Origin of the sequence: Arenibacter sp. 6A1, assembly GCF_012272855.1 — a bacterium.
Classification (GTDB): Bacteria; Bacteroidota; Bacteroidia; order Flavobacteriales; family Flavobacteriaceae; genus Arenibacter.
Map to the genome: position 1 here is coordinate 227,247 of NZ_JAAXCQ010000005.1, position 14,378 is coordinate 241,624.

Sequence of the window (14,378 nt, forward strand, 5' to 3'; positions counted from 1 at the left end):
CATGAGTAAAAATCTTCACAACACCCAGCAGAAAAACTCTCCTCGGGAATTTATTTTTCAGAAAAAAAATTACCAGTTTATGTTTCTTGGTTTGGCCTTTATTATTTTGGGCTTTGTTTTAATGAGTGGCGGCGGTAGTGATGACCCCAACATTTTTAATCCTGAAATTTACAATTTCAGAAGAATTCGTTTAGCACCAACTTTAGTACTATTGGGTTTAGGTATTGAGATTTACGCCATTTTGTTGAACCCAACTAAGAAAAACTAAGTTTTGGACATATTTCAAGCAATTATTCTTGCCATTATAGAAGGCATCACCGAGTATTTACCTGTTTCTTCCACAGGACATATGATCATAGTTTCTTCCTTTTTTGGCATCGCACAGGAGGAGTTTACAAAATTATTTACCATTGTCATTCAATTGGGTACCATCTTATCGGTAGTGGTCCTTTATTTTAAGCGCTTTTTTCAAAGCATGGACTTTTATTTTAAACTTTTGGTGGCTTTTATTCCGGCGGTAGTTTTTGGTCTTCTTTTAAGCGATGTGATAGACTCCTTATTGGAAAGCCCTCTTACTGTAGCTATTTCTTTGGTAGTGGGCGGTTTTATCCTTTTAAAAGTAGACAATTGGTTCGGCGATGCCGAGAACACTGACATCTCCTACGCCACGGCTTTTAAAATAGGTTTATTCCAATGTTTGGCCATGATACCAGGTGTTTCTAGGAGTGGTGCCAGTATTGTGGGGGGAATGTCCCAAAAGCTATCTAGAACTGCAGCGGCCGAATTTTCATTTTTCCTTGCCCTTCCTACTATGTTGGGGGCTACCCTAAAGAAAATATTCGATTATTACAATGCCGGTTTTACCCTTACCGATGAGCAGATAAATTTATTGATCGTTGGTAATGTTATTGGGTTTTTAGTAGCCCTAGTGGCCATTAAAACTTTTATTGGCTATTTGAGCAAACACGGTTTTAAAATGTTTGGATACTACCGAATTATAGTAGGGCTCTCCATAATAGCCATCCATTATTTTGTTCGACCACTAACTGTAATTTAATGACAAAAGAAGATTTCTTAGAAGGACAACTGTTATTAATAGACAAACCCTTGGGCTGGTCCTCTTTTCAGGCGGTAAACTCCTTAAAATGGGCTATTAGGAAGAAATTTGAACTAAAGAAAATCAAAATAGGCCATGCGGGCACCTTAGACCCATTGGCCAGTGGACTATTATTAATTTGCACCGGCAAATTCACCAAAAGGATCACAGAATTACAAGGACAGGAAAAAGAATATACCGGTACTATTACCTTAGGTGCTACCACCCCGTCCTATGATATGGAAACGGAAATAAACGAACGTTTCCCCCTTTCTCATATTACGCCAGCACTCATACAGGCCACTACGACAGATTTCATTGGCGAAATTGAACAACAACCTCCTGTTTTTTCTGCCCTTAAAAAAGATGGGAAACGACTTTATGAATATGCCCGAGAAGGAAAAGAAGTGGAGATAAAAACGAGAAAAATCCATATTTCCGAATTTGAAATTACCGGGATCAATTTTCCCGAAGTACATTTCAGAGTATGTTGTAGCAAAGGCACCTATATTAGGTCTTTGGCCTTCGATTTTGGAAAAGCATTGGACTCTGGCGCATATTTATCTGCCTTAAGAAGAACCAAAATTGGTGACTACAACGTAAATAAGGCTATTAGTCCGGAAAAATTCCGAGATTTATTACAGTTAGAAGCCTAAAATTTTCGAAATTAGGAGTGACAAGCTTTCTGTTCGTCGGGAATTTATAATATTTTAGGCCTAACATGGTTATTATACTATGAAATTAAACAGGAAACAACTTTCTCTTTTAATTACCTTTTTTTCCATGTCACTATTTATATTGTTGCTATTCAACATACATTTAGGACATCAGGACGAAGAGGATGGCTATGTCATAGAATTAAATTTAGAGGAGGAAGAAGATCCTGAACAAAAGCTTTTAGAAGAAATAAAAGCTTTGGAAGAATTGGCCAATGCAGCTCCCATAAAAAGTCATATGGCTTTTAACGAGGCCAACAAACCGAGCTATGGAAATCCAGAACCTTTAAAGACTTTAGAAGAAATCTTGGAAGAGCAAGAAATGTCCGAGGAGGGCGATGCCTCCGAAGACACTCCTTTATCCAATTCGGAATTCGCAGCAAAAATTAAAGAATTAGCAGACAGACGACGGGAGAAACAAGCGCTTTTAGGTGATAAGGAAGCCAACAAAGAGGTGATGACCAATAATTTAGCAAGAAAAAACACCTCGGTCTCCTACTCCCTGGTCGATAGAACCCATTTAAGTTTGCCTATCCCTATTTATACCTGCATCGAAGGCGGCAAGGTGGTCATTAATATCATTGTGGACCCCACTGGGAAGGTATTGGAGGCTGAAGTAAATAAAAAAAGTTCGAACACTCTAAATGGCTGCCTGGTAGACAATGCCATTGCATATGCGTTAAAATCTAAATTTACCAACGGTGCCAAGGCATCCCAGAAGGGTACAATCACCTACTTATTCCAAAGTAAGTAAGGCCACTAGCTCTTGGAGCGTATTTTTTCCTTTATCCTTATTATACCACTGTTGCAGATCTTCCTTAAACTCTGGCGTAAATTGTCCGTGTTTTTCCTTAAAATCGTCTACCATTTTTTGTGCTTGGTATGGTCTAGATCCCCATTCGCCAATAAGCTTTCCACTAGCCTCGTCAATAGCGATCAATTTAGGAATCCCCATACCTCCATTGGTTAAAAAACGCTCCATCAGGGGCAGGTTTTCATCGCGAAGCACCAATTTCAAAGTAAGCTTACTGTTTAAATTGGCTATTTTATTCATTACAGGGAGACTTTGGGCGGCATCGCCACACCAGCTTTCTGTTAGCACCAACCAGGTTATTTTTCTTTGAACGCCAGTTATCAGTGCTTCAGAGGCCGGGTCTATCTTAAGGGTCTTGTCCAAGCGCTTCATCCGCTGTTCGTTTATAAGGGTGTAATTGGCAAGGTCATCGCTTTGTTCTGCTGCCGTTGATGCCCCTTTAGCTACCAAACTAGATGTTAACGCTCTGTAAGCCTCGTAACTCATGGCCTTGGAAAGACTTTCTTGGATAATTTGGTTGGTTGATTTTTGTAGTATTTCTTGTTCCATAGGGTGAAAAGCATAAAAATTTGACCGTAAAATTAGCCAACTATTAATTCATAAAAAGTGACAAAAGTCACATTAGTAGAACGCTAGCACCAATCCTTACAAAATAAACGAAGAAAAACCATTTAGTGATTTAAAGTTCGTTTCTTGATCATGCCTCCACGGGTATCATTAATACTGTTCATAATCACAAAGGCTTTCGGGTCTATTTTTTCTATTTCTGTATTTAATTTACTTATTTCGAGTCGAGTGATGACTGCAAAAATAATATCGTATTCATTGTGTACCCCATCTTGGCTATAGCCTCCTTTTCCTTTGTAGATAGTAAGTCCCCTTCCTAATTTTTCGGTTATCATATACCGTATATCCTCACTACGGCTAGAAATAATGGTCACCCCGGTATACTCTTCAATACCATCTACGACAAAATCTAGGGTTTTTGAAGCGGACAAATAGGTAAGCATAGAATACAAGGCAGATTCGAAGGAGAGAAAATAGGCCGCGGCAAGGAAAATTATAATATTGATGACAATGATATTGTCTCCGATTTTGGTTCTTAGTTTCCTACTGAGGTAAATTGCCAATACTTCTGTACCGTCTAATACGCCACCTCCTCGGATAGAAAGTCCTATTCCCGCGCCAAGAAAGAATCCTCCGAACACCGCTACCAAAAGCTTATCATCGGTAACCTCGGGAAAAGTAACGGTTACCAAAACCAAGGCAAGTCCTAAAATAGCCAAGGAAGCCTTGATGGCAAATGGTTTTCCCACCACTTTTAGACCTAAAAATATGAAGGGAATATTCACCAAAACAATGAGTACGGAAAGGGGAAGGTCTAAAACTTCGCTCAATAGCATGGATATCCCTGTAGCTCCCCCATCGATAAAACTATTGGGAAGAAGAAAGCTTTTTAATCCGAAGGCCGCCGCAAAGATTCCAAATATAATAAACAGCACATCGTGGATAACGGCAAATATACTGACCCTGAACCGACGCGATTTTTTCCAATAGGGTGCCAAGTTGGTTCTAAAGTCGTGTCTTTTCTTTTTCCTTTCTGGCATATATTTATATTGGCAATGGTTCGTTCTCCAAAGATACTTGACTTCGGCCTTTAATAAAGTGGGGAAAATGTCTTTTTTTGAAAAAATTAATTCTCTAGGATCCTGAAATGATCATTTTCGAATTACACACTAACTAAATTAAATACAATATCTTTAGTTATAAATCTAGTTCACCATGGAAAAACAAAGGTGTGGTTGGTGTAAAGGCGATACCCTTTACGAGGAATACCACGATACGGAATGGGGAGTTCCTTTAAAGGATGACGCTTCTTTATTTGAATTTTTAATTTTAGAAACTTTTCAGGCGGGACTAAGTTGGATCACCATTTTAAGGAAGCGTGAAAACTTTAGAAAGGCCCTGGACAATTTTGATTACCAAAAAATAGCCTTGTACCAAGAAGATAAAATATCCGATTTATTACAAGATGCCGGCATTGTCAGAAACAAATTAAAAATAAGGGCTACGGTCACCAACGCCCAAGCCTTTATACAAATACAGCAGGAGTTCGGGAGTTTCAGCAACTACATTTGGGCCTTTGTAGATGGTAAACCCATTCAAAACCACCTGAGAGACCATAAGGAAGCTCCAGCCACCACTCCTTTGTCCGACACCATCAGTAAAGATCTTAAAAAACGTGGTTTTAAGTTTGTAGGGAGTACGGTCATCTACGCTCATATGCAGGCTACTGGCATGGTAAACGATCATGAAATTGATTGTTTTAGGTACAAGGAGGTCTCTTTGGACAGGGAATAATTGTTGTAATTGATTGCTACACCAGGCACCTAAAGGTCCTGAAACGATAAGGTTCTTCAAAAGAAGATAGGGCTTCGTCAAACCGTTGTTTTTATGAGGCCCCGTAGGTATAAGCGCCCCTGTACAGCGATACGCAGCCTTGGGCTTAACGCACCGACACGGAAAGCCTGCCTGTTTCATTTTAAATGCGTTAGGGACCGCGGCGGCATCCCCGCAGCGGAGCAAGGGATATAGACAAGGGCCCGCCCGACGAAGGAGGGAACGCCCAAATTATACATCCTTAAAGAACTAGGAATACCAATTATCCCATCTGTATCCTTCCACTTTTTTAATTGATCATTAGCCTTCTTTTTGAACAATCCTTTCAAAAACACTGTAGACTACCCCTTTAAAGTTGCTATAAATTCTTCCCTTGAAATTTCTTTGGCACCCAGACTTGCGAGATGATCGGTATACACCTGACAATCTATCAATTTATAATTTTTCTGCTGTAGTTCCTGAGCTAGGTGGATAAGCGCAATTTTAGAGGCATTACTACTTTTACTAAACATACTTTCCCCGCAAAAGACCTCTCCCAAATCTATTCCATAAAGTCCGCCTACCAGCTTATTATTTTCCCAGACTTCTATAGATTTTGCAATTCCTTTCTGATGCAATTGGCAGTAAGCGGCTTTCATGTTCTCGGTAATCCAAGTCCCTCCCTGCCCTGCTCTAGGAATGGAAGCGCACTGCTCCACCACTTCCATAAAACGGGTATTACAAGTAATTTTAAATTTTCCGGAATTAATAACTTGTTTCATACTTTTAGAGATCTTAATCTCGTGAGGAAACAAGACCATTCTGGGGTCGGGACTCCACCACAATATCACCTCATCTTCATTAAACCACGGGAAAATTCCATTTTGATAGGCCAGTAATAACCGCTCTGGCGACAAATCGCCTCCTACTGCCAATAAGCCATCTTCATCGGCATTTTCAACAGGCGGAAACTGTAGACGGTCTGTAAGCAAGTACATTTGTTCAGGTATTTTTTAAGTTTTGATGGAATACTATCAAATCAATTAGCCCTACGCTAATATCAAGAAGGGAAAAAAGGTAAATTTAAGCAAAAAGACCTATCCAGTTAGCCACTGAATAGGTCTTTTTAATCTTTGTTTGATCATAGAAGTTGCACAAAGCGAATTCCTATTTCCTTTTTTTTAAGGTATCTAAACAAGGTTTTATTTAGAAAGGCAAGTCGTCGTGATCTTCCTCTCTTAAGTTGTTCGCTGGCTCAAAAGTATCCATTGGAGGAATATTTCCAGCATCGGCACTTGCCTGAACCGCCTCAATTCTCCATCCTTGAATAGAGTTGAAATATTTTGTTTCTCCCTGTGGGTTCACCCATTCTCTTCCACGTAGATTAATACTAACCTTTACTTCTTGTCCGATACCGAAATTGTTTAAAAGGTCACATTTATCCTGTACAAATTCCACCATAATGTGTTGTGGATATTGCTCATCGGTAGTAACTACCAATTCTCTCTTTCTAAAACCATTGTTGCCAAAAGTCTTAGTTTCATCAATCATCTTAATTTTTCCCTGTAATTCCATTTCGCTATTTATCTGTATGATTTTATAATATATCCTTTTGTCAATATTAAGCAATTTGTATTGGAATCTCCAAAATAAAATTCCTCTACTTCTTAACATCTACTTTGAAACGCCCTTTAAAAACTTCTTTACCTTCTCTCTTTGGGCAAGAAGAATCCTTAGTGCATCCCTATTTTAGTGTGTTCGCCAACAACACTTTCCATGCCGAAAAAACTTCTTTCTTTTTTAACAAGGCCTGTGCTTTTTGCTCTATTTTTTCCTGATTTCCTGAACTCAGTATGGTTTTTACTTCCAAATCTTGGTTTACGAACGCATGTATCTCCTCTGGGGTAGGTAATTTTTCTATATTCCCCAACATTCCTAAATCGTTTCCTGTCAGAATACTGCTCAGGCGTATTTTTTCGGGTATCTGATCTACGCCTATCCCCAAACTACTGATTGGTTTTGGCACTTCGAACATCCCTGTATTGGCCCTCGTATACCAATTCCCTCCCATACGGGCTACTTGGTCTATCTTATATTGGTCTATCCCTCCATTATCATCCAACACCTCCTGATCGACATGTATTTTAACGACTTCTGAAAAGATAAGATTCCCTGCGCCGCCATCTTTCCCCAAGGCCTCTACCTTAGTAACCTTACACTCAAACTGCACCGGGGCTTCTGCCACCCTAAAAGGCTTTACGATATCTGACTTTAGCATCGTCAGTCCGGCTTTTACAAATTCGTTTTCCCCTTGCTCATACTCTGTACTGCTCAATGACATTTGCTGAACCATTTTATAGTTCACCACATTGATCACTACCTCCTTTGTCGCCAACACATTTTCCAAGGTATGCTTGGTAGTATTGTCGCGCACCCTACGAGCAGGAGAAAATATTAATACCGGGGGATTGGCACTAAACACGTTAAAGAAGCTAAAAGGCGACAAATTTGGTCTCCCTTTGGCATCCATGGTACTGGCAAAAGCAATTGGCCTAGGCCCAATAGCTCCTAAAAGACAACTATGAAGCTTGGCTGTTGACAGCTCTGAAACTAGCATGGAAACCATTTTCTTCATGGCTACAAAGGTACATAAATTGTTAGCGAAATGAAATAAAAGCATGAAGATGAAAATAGAATAAGTTTCTACTAATTGCGTTATCTTTAAAATTAAATTAGACAATGGATGAATTTTAATCCTAAACATAAAGCCACGAACCTATTATTACTAATCGCATCCTTTGCCATAGTTAGTTTGATTTTATGGAATACGAATAGCTTTTTTAAGAAGTTCAAGGAAGAAGAGCGCAATAAAATGGAAATATGGGCCATGGCCCAATCGGAATTTTTGTCCTTGGCCGTGGATGCTGATCCTGGGAACCTACATATAAAAATATTCCAGAACAACACCTCTACCCCCATGATATTGGTAAACAAGGACAACTCTATAAAAGTAAACAATATGCCGTTGGCCTTTTTAAAGGACACTAGCCTTATTCGCAAAAAGATAGCCACCTTTAGCAATGAGAACCGCCCCATATCTATAGATTACAAGGGAGAAACCCTAGCTACCCTCTATTACGGCAACTCGGAAGTGCTCAATAAGTTAAAATACTATCCCATTGCCCTATTGCTTATCATTTGCTTGTTCGGCACGGTTATCTATTTTCTTTTTAAGACCAATAAAACATCTGAGCAAAACAAATTATGGGCCGGAATGGCCAAGGAGACCGCCCATCAAATTGGGACCCCCCTTTCTTCTCTTTTAGGATGGAACGAACTGTTAAAAACGGAAAACATAAATCCGGAAATCGCCAAAGAAATAGAAAAAGATATTTATAGGTTGGAAACCATCACAGAGCGTTTTTCGAAAATAGGATCCCTACCTATTTTAAAGGAATGCGATATCGTAGAGGAAACCAAAAACGCCTTTGAATACCTAAGGCTACGAAGTTCTAAATTCATACAGTTTTCCTTTCACTCTCAAGTAGAGCATATGCCGGTATTGTTAAATAGTGCCTTATACAACTGGACCATCGAAAATTTGGTAAAAAACGGCATAGATGCGATGAAAGGGAAGGGTAGTATTGCCATCGAAATTATTCCCCACGGGCAAATGGTCCGGATTTTAATTAGTGATACCGGAAGCGGTATTCCCAAGAAAAATTTTTCCACTATTTTTACCCCCGGAGTAACTTCCAAGAAAAGAGGATGGGGTTTAGGGCTTTCTTTGGCAAAAAGAATCGTCGAAGAATATCATAAAGGAAAAATTAAAGTACTTTCGTCCTCCAAAGAAGGAACCATAATGCAGATAGCATTGAAAATTAACAGGTAAGAAAATGGTAAAGGAGAAATTAGTGGTTGTTAAAGAGGCCAATTTAACTAATAATTGCCCAGAATGTTTTAATCAAGAATTAAAACTTACTTTTTTTCAAAAACATACTTATGGAAGCTTTTACGACAAAAGCACCAAAGAGATTACGCATGAGATAAAATGCAACACTTGTAGTTCCGACATTTACCCTATTGCTTGGACCCAGGACATAGAAAGGGTATATGATTACTATAGAAAAATGGTGACTCCGAAAAAAGCCACCATTAAATTCACCAAACTTTTTTATTCCCTAGTCCTTTTCTTAATAGTTAGTATGTCTATTGGGGTCTATTTTTATATCAGATAAAAGGCTACAGTTTTGCCTTTATTTTTTCTGCTATTGCCAAAAAGTCGTCTTTAGAAAGGGAAGTTTTGTGCTGAAAAGTGGCGTCTTTCATGCTGTGTAATGGAATTAGATGTACATGAACGTGTGGGACTTCCAAACCTATTACGGTAATCCCTACCCTATTGCACGGTATTGCCGCTTCTATAGCCATTCCTATTTTTCGGGAAAAAGCCATAAGCCCCATATAGGTTTCCTCATCGAGATCTAGAATTTTATCGACCTCTATTTTGGGAATACATAAGGTATGTCCGGCAGAATTGGGATTGATATCGAGAAAGGCATAGAAATTATCGTCTTCAGCTATTTTATAGGAAGGGATTTCGCCCTTGATAATTTTTGTGAATATACTGGCCATGTTTTTTTATTTAAATTCATTGAATAAGGTACTACAAATATAAAAGCAATCGATAGTTACCCTAAATGTAGGGCAACAATTTATCCCTACAAAAAGAATACAAAGACAAAAGCCTTAATTGTTGAAACAATTAAGGCTTTTTAAAACACTTCTAAGAATATAATTTATCTGGAAATCTCCAAAACTTCAAATTTTAGGGCGCCGTTAGGCACGGTGATTTCGGCTGTTTCACCTACCTTTTTCCCTAATAGGCCTTTGCCGATAGGGGAACTTACAGAAATTTTTGCATTTTTCAAATCTGCCTCACTTTCTGCCACCAAGGTGTACTTCATCTCCATACCGTTATTCAAGTTTTTCAACTTTACGGTCGATAGCACCAATACTTTAGAGGTATCCAATTGCGACTCATCGATCAATCTGGCATTGGACAAGGTTTCCTCCATTTTTGAAATTTTCATCTCCAATAGCCCTTGGGCCTCTTTGGCAGCATCGTATTCCGCGTTCTCTGACAAATCTCCTTTGTCTCTTGCTTCAGCTATCGCCTGAGAAGCTTTTGGCCTCTCCACATCTTTAAGGTAGTTTAGTTCCTCCCTTAATTTTTTTAGCCCTTCTGGCGTATAATAAGATACCTTGCTCATAAGTTCTATATTTAATAAATAGGAAAATCCTCTTTTTTTTAAAGAGGATTTAAAACAAATATACACAAATTTTGTTCAACTTTGCCTAAGTTTCCTCAAAACGACTATGCCTTATGAAACGTATTTTCAGCCTTATTCTTTTTATATTGATATTGGCCTGCTCCAATAACACTACCAACAGAAATCCGTATCTCCAAGAAGTTTCTTTTCGGTTCGACCTAAATTTGAATCTGCCCCAATACAACCCCTTGACCACGACCGGCAATTCGGTTTTTATCAGCAATTCGGCGGTAGGTACCCGTGGTGTTTTTGTCACCAATGTCGGGTTCAACACTTTTAGGGCCTTTGAAGCCAGCTGTCCAAACCACGCCCCTAACCAATGCAGTACCTTAGCCCAAAAAAGCACCTATGCCACCAATGCCAATTGCCCTTGTGAGGCGTATGCCTACAGTTTGTTTACGGGCCAGATGACCAATAGGCCACAGGACGGCAACCGCTATTACGATTTATTGGAATACAGGACCCAATACAGTGGCAATACGGTTATCATTTCTAATTAGGCTAAAGCCCTAGAATTTGATCCATTACCCAACTGCTGTGTAGTGCAGAGCTTCCATGGGAGGGGTGCGCCTTCCCTTCCACTAAATGGTCTCTAATATTTTTGGCGTGATATTTTTGAATGTGCTTCGGATTTTCGACAAACACCCTGGTAGTGCCTTGGGCGTTTTGCATCTCTTGGGCGTCTTCCTGAAACACCGAGAACAATATTTTTCCCTTGCTCCCAATAATCTCTACTTTATCTTGGCGTTCTGCTGCTCCGAAATTCCAGCTACCTTCGCCCGTAACTCCATTTTTATGCAGCCAACAAGCCGAAACGGCGTCTTTTGCCGAATATAGCCCTTGTTGATTGACACTTATCCCAGAGGCCTTTTCTATATCGCCCAACAACCACGTAAACAGGTCTAGCCCATGACTGGCCAAATCGTCGAAATAGCCGCCGGGAGCTATTTTACTATCGGTACGCCAATTATATTTTTTACTTAGGTCGAGCTGGTTTGCCGGCTTGCTTAAATGCCACCGGACATGTCTAGGTTCGCCGATTCCCCCCTGGCTTATCCATTCCTTTATTTTTACAAAACGAGGCAGGGACCTTCTGTAATAAGCTACAAACAGGGGCAATGACTTTTCTTCAAAGGCATTGTATATGGCTAGGCTATCGGCATAGGATGGTGCCATGGGTTTTTCTACACAACAAGGCTTACCGGCTTGGGCAACCTTTAAGGCATAATATTTATGGGTGTCTGGGGGCGTAGCGATGTACACCGCATCTACCTCCGGATCATCTATTAAATCCTCGGCCTTGGTATAGTATTTAGGAACACCGTGCCTGTGGGCATAATCTTTTGCCTTTTCGGCATCGCGACGCATGACGGCAACGAGCTCAAAATTATCGGTTTGCTGATAGGCAGGTCCGCTTTTTATTTCGGTAACCGCACCACAGCCAATGATTCCCCAGCGGATGGTCTTTTGGTTTTTAAGCTTTTCCATATTGGTCGATTCTATGGGTTTACCAACAAAAATAACAGATTCCTAGGACCAAAAAAGGGACGGCACCAAAAATATGGTGCCGTCCCTAGTTTTATATGTAGCGCTCTTGAAACTATTAAGAGCTGTTCAGGGGCTAAAACCCCGAAGTCCCTTAGAAGTTTATGCTTGCTCCCAATAAGAAATTAATCCCTGCTTGTGGGTAATAGCCAGCTCCTTCCACGGTAGTAATGGTTCCTGGAACGGAGAAATCATCATCATAGGTATAGAAATAACCATTAGACTCGTACAGGCTATCAAAAATATTGTTGACCAGACCGGAAAGCACAATATTCTTGATAAAGCTATTGGTCTCAATAACATACTGCACATTAAAATCTGTTTGGGAATAGGCATCCAACATTGAGCTCTTAGCATCTATATTCCCCATATATTGCTTCCCTACATATTTAGAAAGTAGGCTAAGCTGCAACTGGCTGGTTGGCATATAGGTCAAGATATTACCGGCTATAACACTTGGTGAAAATGAAATATGAGTATCCCCTAGGCTTTCTAGGTTTCCATCGCGTTGAAAAACAAAATTTTTGTTTCTATTATCACTCAGGGCTACATTAGGGCGAAGGATAAATTTATCTCCCAAGGTAAGTATAGCGTCCACTTCTAACCCCAATCTATAGCTATCACCAACATTGGCTCGCAAAGGACCTCCTACATCGTTCAGCTCGCCAGTTAACACCAATTGATCCTTGTACTTCATAAAGTACACATTAGTATTCAATCGAACTCCTGGTGAAGTATGGCGCCAACCTAATTCAAAATCGTTCAGTTTTTCAGGTTTTGGACTCCCATTTTTATAATCATTTCTGTTTGGCTCCCTATTGGCCCTAGCGTAAGAAAAATACAGGTTATTGGCTAGATTCAGATCAAAAGTAACTCCCGCCTTAGGGTTAAAGAAATTAAAGGTATCGTCTACGCTGCCAATTTCTTCACTACTGGCCGTATATCCGACGGTTCTATATTGAAGATCTCCAAAAAGGCTCCACTGATCATCTAACTTATAGTTGGCCTTTGTAAAGAAATTAAAGTCGGTTTTTATAGAGGAATTATCATAATACCTGTCTCCATAATTACTATTTGAGGCATACTGTGCCCAAATAATTTCTCCAAAATGGTCCCCTTCGTATTTGTTATACCCACCACCAAGGATCAGATTAAGGTTTTCTGCCATATAGTTGGCCGAAAAAGTGGTTCCATAAAAGCGATTGCTCAACCAACGTCTTCTAATAAGGTCGGTTTCATCTACTTCTTCCCCATCGACGGTTATAGGTGTTAGCCCATAAGTAGCAAAGTCATCATCTTCCTTAAATTGTTCAAAATACCCTCTTCCTCGGGTATAATGTACGGCCAAATTAGTATTCCATGCGCTGCCAATTTTCTCGTTCCAGTGTAATTGAAAATGATTTTGCTTGTAATTATCCACTTCATTTTCATAGTACTGTGTATTTCCATTCTCATCGGTATATTCTCCGGCAGAGTTGTACGTACGATCGTTCTCCAAGGTGGCTGCATCTATACCGTTCCAGGACTGATACGTAATTTCGTGCCCACCGAACAATAGGGCCTTTATAAGGGTATTGTTATCTTGAAAGGAACCTTGAAGGAAATAAGAATTTAAGGCCGATGAAGCCCTGTCTACATAGCCATCGGATGTAATTCTTGACAGACGCCCGGAGATTTCTACCTGATCGTTCAAGAGTCCGGTACTAAATTTCAAATTATTTTTCAGGGTATTAAAACTCCCCACCGAAGATGATATCTGGCCATAACCTTCTTCAGCAACCGCATCGGTCAATATATTTAAACTGGCTCCAAAAGCGCCAGAACCATTGGTAGAGGTCCCTACCCCTCTTTGCAATTGCAAGCTTTCTGTAGAGGAGGCAAAATCGGGCATATTAACCCAGAAGCTACCGTGAGATTCGGAATCGTTATATGGAATACCGTTGATAGTTACGTTTACCCTTGTTGCATCGCTCCCTCGAACCCTAATTCCGGTATACCCCACTCCTGCTCCTGCATCTGTGGTAGTTACCACCGATGGCAAAAAGCTCATTAATACGGGGATGTCCTGTCCCAAGTTTCTAGGTTTGATCTGTTCTTTGCTTAAATTGGAAAAAGTAACCGGTGTTTGTTTGGTGACCCTTACGGCAGAAACCAACACCTCGTCTAGGCTGATTTTTTCTCCTTCCAAAGAATCTTTAGGTTTTTCCTGCCCTAAGGCCGACAATAGTGAGCCAAAAATGGCCATTGAAGTGAATATAGTTTTCATTCGCAAAAATTTTACGAATAAAAGGGGCTATTATTCCTGTTTTAATGTTGAGTTTGTCATTCCCGATAGGCTCGTCCTATCGAAAATATAGTGTTAGAATTCCAATACGCGTTGTACGCATCCCTTGGCAGCATTACCTGCCCAGGTTCCTTGGGTGTAATCTCAGCCTACCTACGTAAGCACCCCTTTGAGACGGCGCAAATTTACGCCCAGACTTTTACATTTCATAGTA

The 14,378-nt window shown here is 40.0% G+C and carries 17 protein-coding genes; 8 read left to right on the forward strand and 9 right to left on the reverse strand.

Going from position 1 to position 14,378, the window contains the following annotated elements:
• Position 1: 1 nt before the first annotated feature.
• The 4 genes from HCG49_RS06270 (at position 2) to HCG49_RS06285 (ending at position 2,566) form a co-directional block, all read left to right on the forward strand.
• Complete coding sequence (locus tag HCG49_RS06270) at positions 2-268, forward strand: DUF3098 domain-containing protein (RefSeq protein ID WP_168468686.1); 267 nt, start codon at positions 2-4, stop codon at positions 266-268.
• 3 nt (positions 269-271) lie between these two features.
• The gene (locus tag HCG49_RS06275) at positions 272-1,057 is read left to right on the forward strand and encodes an undecaprenyl-diphosphate phosphatase (RefSeq protein WP_168468687.1); all 786 of its coding nucleotides are present in this window, start codon (positions 272-274) and stop codon (positions 1,055-1,057) included.
• A complete protein-coding gene (gene truB, locus HCG49_RS06280) occupies positions 1,057-1,752 on the forward strand; it encodes a tRNA pseudouridine(55) synthase TruB (protein ID WP_168468688.1) in 696 nt (231 codons plus the stop codon). The genes HCG49_RS06275 and truB overlap by 1 nt, the downstream gene beginning before the upstream one ends.
• Before the next feature lie 127 nt (positions 1,753-1,879).
• Positions 1,880-2,566: an energy transducer TonB gene (locus HCG49_RS06285; protein ID WP_240938644.1), complete on the forward strand. Its 687-nt coding sequence runs from the start codon at positions 1,880-1,882 to the stop codon at positions 2,564-2,566.
• Here HCG49_RS06285 and HCG49_RS06290 read toward each other — a convergent pair.
• Both HCG49_RS06290 and HCG49_RS06295 read right to left on the reverse strand, forming a co-directional pair.
• Positions 2,549-3,175, reverse strand: coding sequence for a thioredoxin family protein (locus HCG49_RS06290; protein WP_168468690.1), 627 nt, complete (start codon positions 3,173-3,175; stop codon positions 2,549-2,551). The genes HCG49_RS06285 and HCG49_RS06290 overlap by 18 nt on opposite strands.
• Positions 3,176-3,297: 122 nt before the next feature.
• Complete coding sequence (locus tag HCG49_RS06295) at positions 3,298-4,233, reverse strand: YitT family protein (RefSeq protein ID WP_168468691.1); 936 nt, start codon at positions 4,231-4,233, stop codon at positions 3,298-3,300.
• A 175-nt stretch (positions 4,234-4,408) separates the two neighbouring features.
• On the opposite strand from HCG49_RS06295, the gene HCG49_RS06300 reads away from it, so the two are divergent.
• On the forward strand, positions 4,409-4,987 hold the full coding sequence (locus HCG49_RS06300; protein ID WP_168468692.1) for a DNA-3-methyladenine glycosylase I: 579 nt from the start codon (positions 4,409-4,411) through the stop codon (positions 4,985-4,987).
• A gap of 380 nt (positions 4,988-5,367) precedes the next feature.
• Here the strand turns inward: HCG49_RS06300 and aat are convergent, their stop codons facing one another.
• From aat to HCG49_RS06315, 3 genes are all read right to left on the reverse strand, one after another.
• The gene (gene aat / locus HCG49_RS06305; RefSeq protein ID WP_168468693.1) at positions 5,368-6,003 is read right to left on the reverse strand and encodes a leucyl/phenylalanyl-tRNA--protein transferase; all 636 of its coding nucleotides are present in this window, start codon (positions 6,001-6,003) and stop codon (positions 5,368-5,370) included.
• A gap of 208 nt (positions 6,004-6,211) precedes the next feature.
• The gene (locus HCG49_RS06310; RefSeq protein ID WP_168468694.1) at positions 6,212-6,580 is read right to left on the reverse strand and encodes a DUF3127 domain-containing protein; all 369 of its coding nucleotides are present in this window, start codon (positions 6,578-6,580) and stop codon (positions 6,212-6,214) included.
• 169 nt (positions 6,581-6,749) lie between these two features.
• Positions 6,750-7,640 carry a flavin reductase family protein gene (locus HCG49_RS06315; protein WP_410488984.1) on the reverse strand — a complete coding sequence of 297 codons (891 nt, stop codon included), beginning with the start codon at positions 7,638-7,640 and terminating at the stop codon, positions 6,750-6,752.
• 108 nt (positions 7,641-7,748) lie between these two features.
• Between HCG49_RS06315 and HCG49_RS06320 the strand changes: the two genes are divergently transcribed.
• Positions 7,749-8,897, forward strand: coding sequence for a sensor histidine kinase (locus tag HCG49_RS06320; protein ID WP_168468695.1), 1,149 nt, complete (start codon positions 7,749-7,751; stop codon positions 8,895-8,897).
• Between the two features lie 4 nt (positions 8,898-8,901).
• Complete coding sequence (locus tag HCG49_RS06325; RefSeq protein ID WP_168468696.1) at positions 8,902-9,243, forward strand: hypothetical protein; 342 nt, start codon at positions 8,902-8,904, stop codon at positions 9,241-9,243.
• Positions 9,244-9,247: 4 nt separating this feature from the next.
• Here the strand turns inward: HCG49_RS06325 and HCG49_RS06330 are convergent, their stop codons facing one another.
• Together HCG49_RS06330 and greA are read right to left on the reverse strand one after the other, a co-directional pair.
• Complete coding sequence (locus HCG49_RS06330; protein WP_168468697.1) at positions 9,248-9,637, reverse strand: HIT family protein; 390 nt, start codon at positions 9,635-9,637, stop codon at positions 9,248-9,250.
• Between the two features lie 164 nt (positions 9,638-9,801).
• The gene (gene greA, locus HCG49_RS06335) at positions 9,802-10,275 is read right to left on the reverse strand and encodes a transcription elongation factor GreA (protein ID WP_072765202.1); all 474 of its coding nucleotides are present in this window, start codon (positions 10,273-10,275) and stop codon (positions 9,802-9,804) included.
• Positions 10,276-10,388: 113 nt separating this feature from the next.
• Between greA and HCG49_RS06340 the strand changes: the two genes are divergently transcribed.
• Positions 10,389-10,835, forward strand: coding sequence for a hypothetical protein (locus HCG49_RS06340; protein ID WP_168468698.1), 447 nt, complete (start codon positions 10,389-10,391; stop codon positions 10,833-10,835).
• 1 nt (position 10,836) lies between these two features.
• Here the strand turns inward: HCG49_RS06340 and HCG49_RS06345 are convergent, their stop codons facing one another.
• Both HCG49_RS06345 and HCG49_RS06350 read right to left on the reverse strand, forming a co-directional pair.
• A complete protein-coding gene (locus tag HCG49_RS06345; protein ID WP_168468699.1) occupies positions 10,837-11,823 on the reverse strand; it encodes a Gfo/Idh/MocA family protein in 987 nt (328 codons plus the stop codon).
• Between the two features lie 151 nt (positions 11,824-11,974).
• The gene (locus HCG49_RS06350) at positions 11,975-14,146 is read right to left on the reverse strand and encodes a TonB-dependent receptor (protein ID WP_168468700.1); all 2,172 of its coding nucleotides are present in this window, start codon (positions 14,144-14,146) and stop codon (positions 11,975-11,977) included.
• Positions 14,147-14,378 lie beyond the last annotated feature (232 nt).

Coding starts and splice junctions, on each gene's coding strand:
- HCG49_RS06290 (WP_168468690.1), bottom strand. CDS start 3,175: ATGGAACAAGAAATACTACAAAAATCAACCAACCAAATTATCCAAGAA.
- HCG49_RS06340 (WP_168468698.1), top strand. CDS start 10,389: ATGAAACGTATTTTCAGCCTTATTCTTTTTATATTGATATTGGCCTGC.
- HCG49_RS06350 (WP_168468700.1), bottom strand. CDS start 14,146: ATGAAAACTATATTCACTTCAATGGCCATTTTTGGCTCACTATTGTCG.
- HCG49_RS06330 (WP_168468697.1), bottom strand. CDS start 9,637: ATGGCCAGTATATTCACAAAAATTATCAAGGGCGAAATCCCTTCCTAT.
- HCG49_RS06345 (WP_168468699.1), bottom strand. CDS start 11,823: ATGGAAAAGCTTAAAAACCAAAAGACCATCCGCTGGGGAATCATTGGC.
- HCG49_RS06310 (WP_168468694.1), bottom strand. CDS start 6,580: ATGGAATTACAGGGAAAAATTAAGATGATTGATGAAACTAAGACTTTT.
- HCG49_RS06315 (WP_410488984.1), bottom strand. CDS start 7,640: ATGAAGAAAATGGTTTCCATGCTAGTTTCAGAGCTGTCAACAGCCAAG.
- aat (WP_168468693.1), bottom strand. CDS start 6,003: ATGTACTTGCTTACAGACCGTCTACAGTTTCCGCCTGTTGAAAATGCC.
- HCG49_RS06270 (WP_168468686.1), top strand. CDS start 2: ATGAGTAAAAATCTTCACAACACCCAGCAGAAAAACTCTCCTCGGGAA.
- HCG49_RS06300 (WP_168468692.1), top strand. CDS start 4,409: ATGGAAAAACAAAGGTGTGGTTGGTGTAAAGGCGATACCCTTTACGAG.
- HCG49_RS06325 (WP_168468696.1), top strand. CDS start 8,902: ATGGTAAAGGAGAAATTAGTGGTTGTTAAAGAGGCCAATTTAACTAAT.
- greA (WP_072765202.1), bottom strand. CDS start 10,275: ATGAGCAAGGTATCTTATTATACGCCAGAAGGGCTAAAAAAATTAAGG.
- HCG49_RS06295 (WP_168468691.1), bottom strand. CDS start 4,233: ATGCCAGAAAGGAAAAAGAAAAGACACGACTTTAGAACCAACTTGGCA.
- truB (WP_168468688.1), top strand. CDS start 1,057: ATGACAAAAGAAGATTTCTTAGAAGGACAACTGTTATTAATAGACAAA.
- HCG49_RS06320 (WP_168468695.1), top strand. CDS start 7,749: ATGAATTTTAATCCTAAACATAAAGCCACGAACCTATTATTACTAATC.
- HCG49_RS06285 (WP_240938644.1), top strand. CDS start 1,880: ATGTCACTATTTATATTGTTGCTATTCAACATACATTTAGGACATCAG.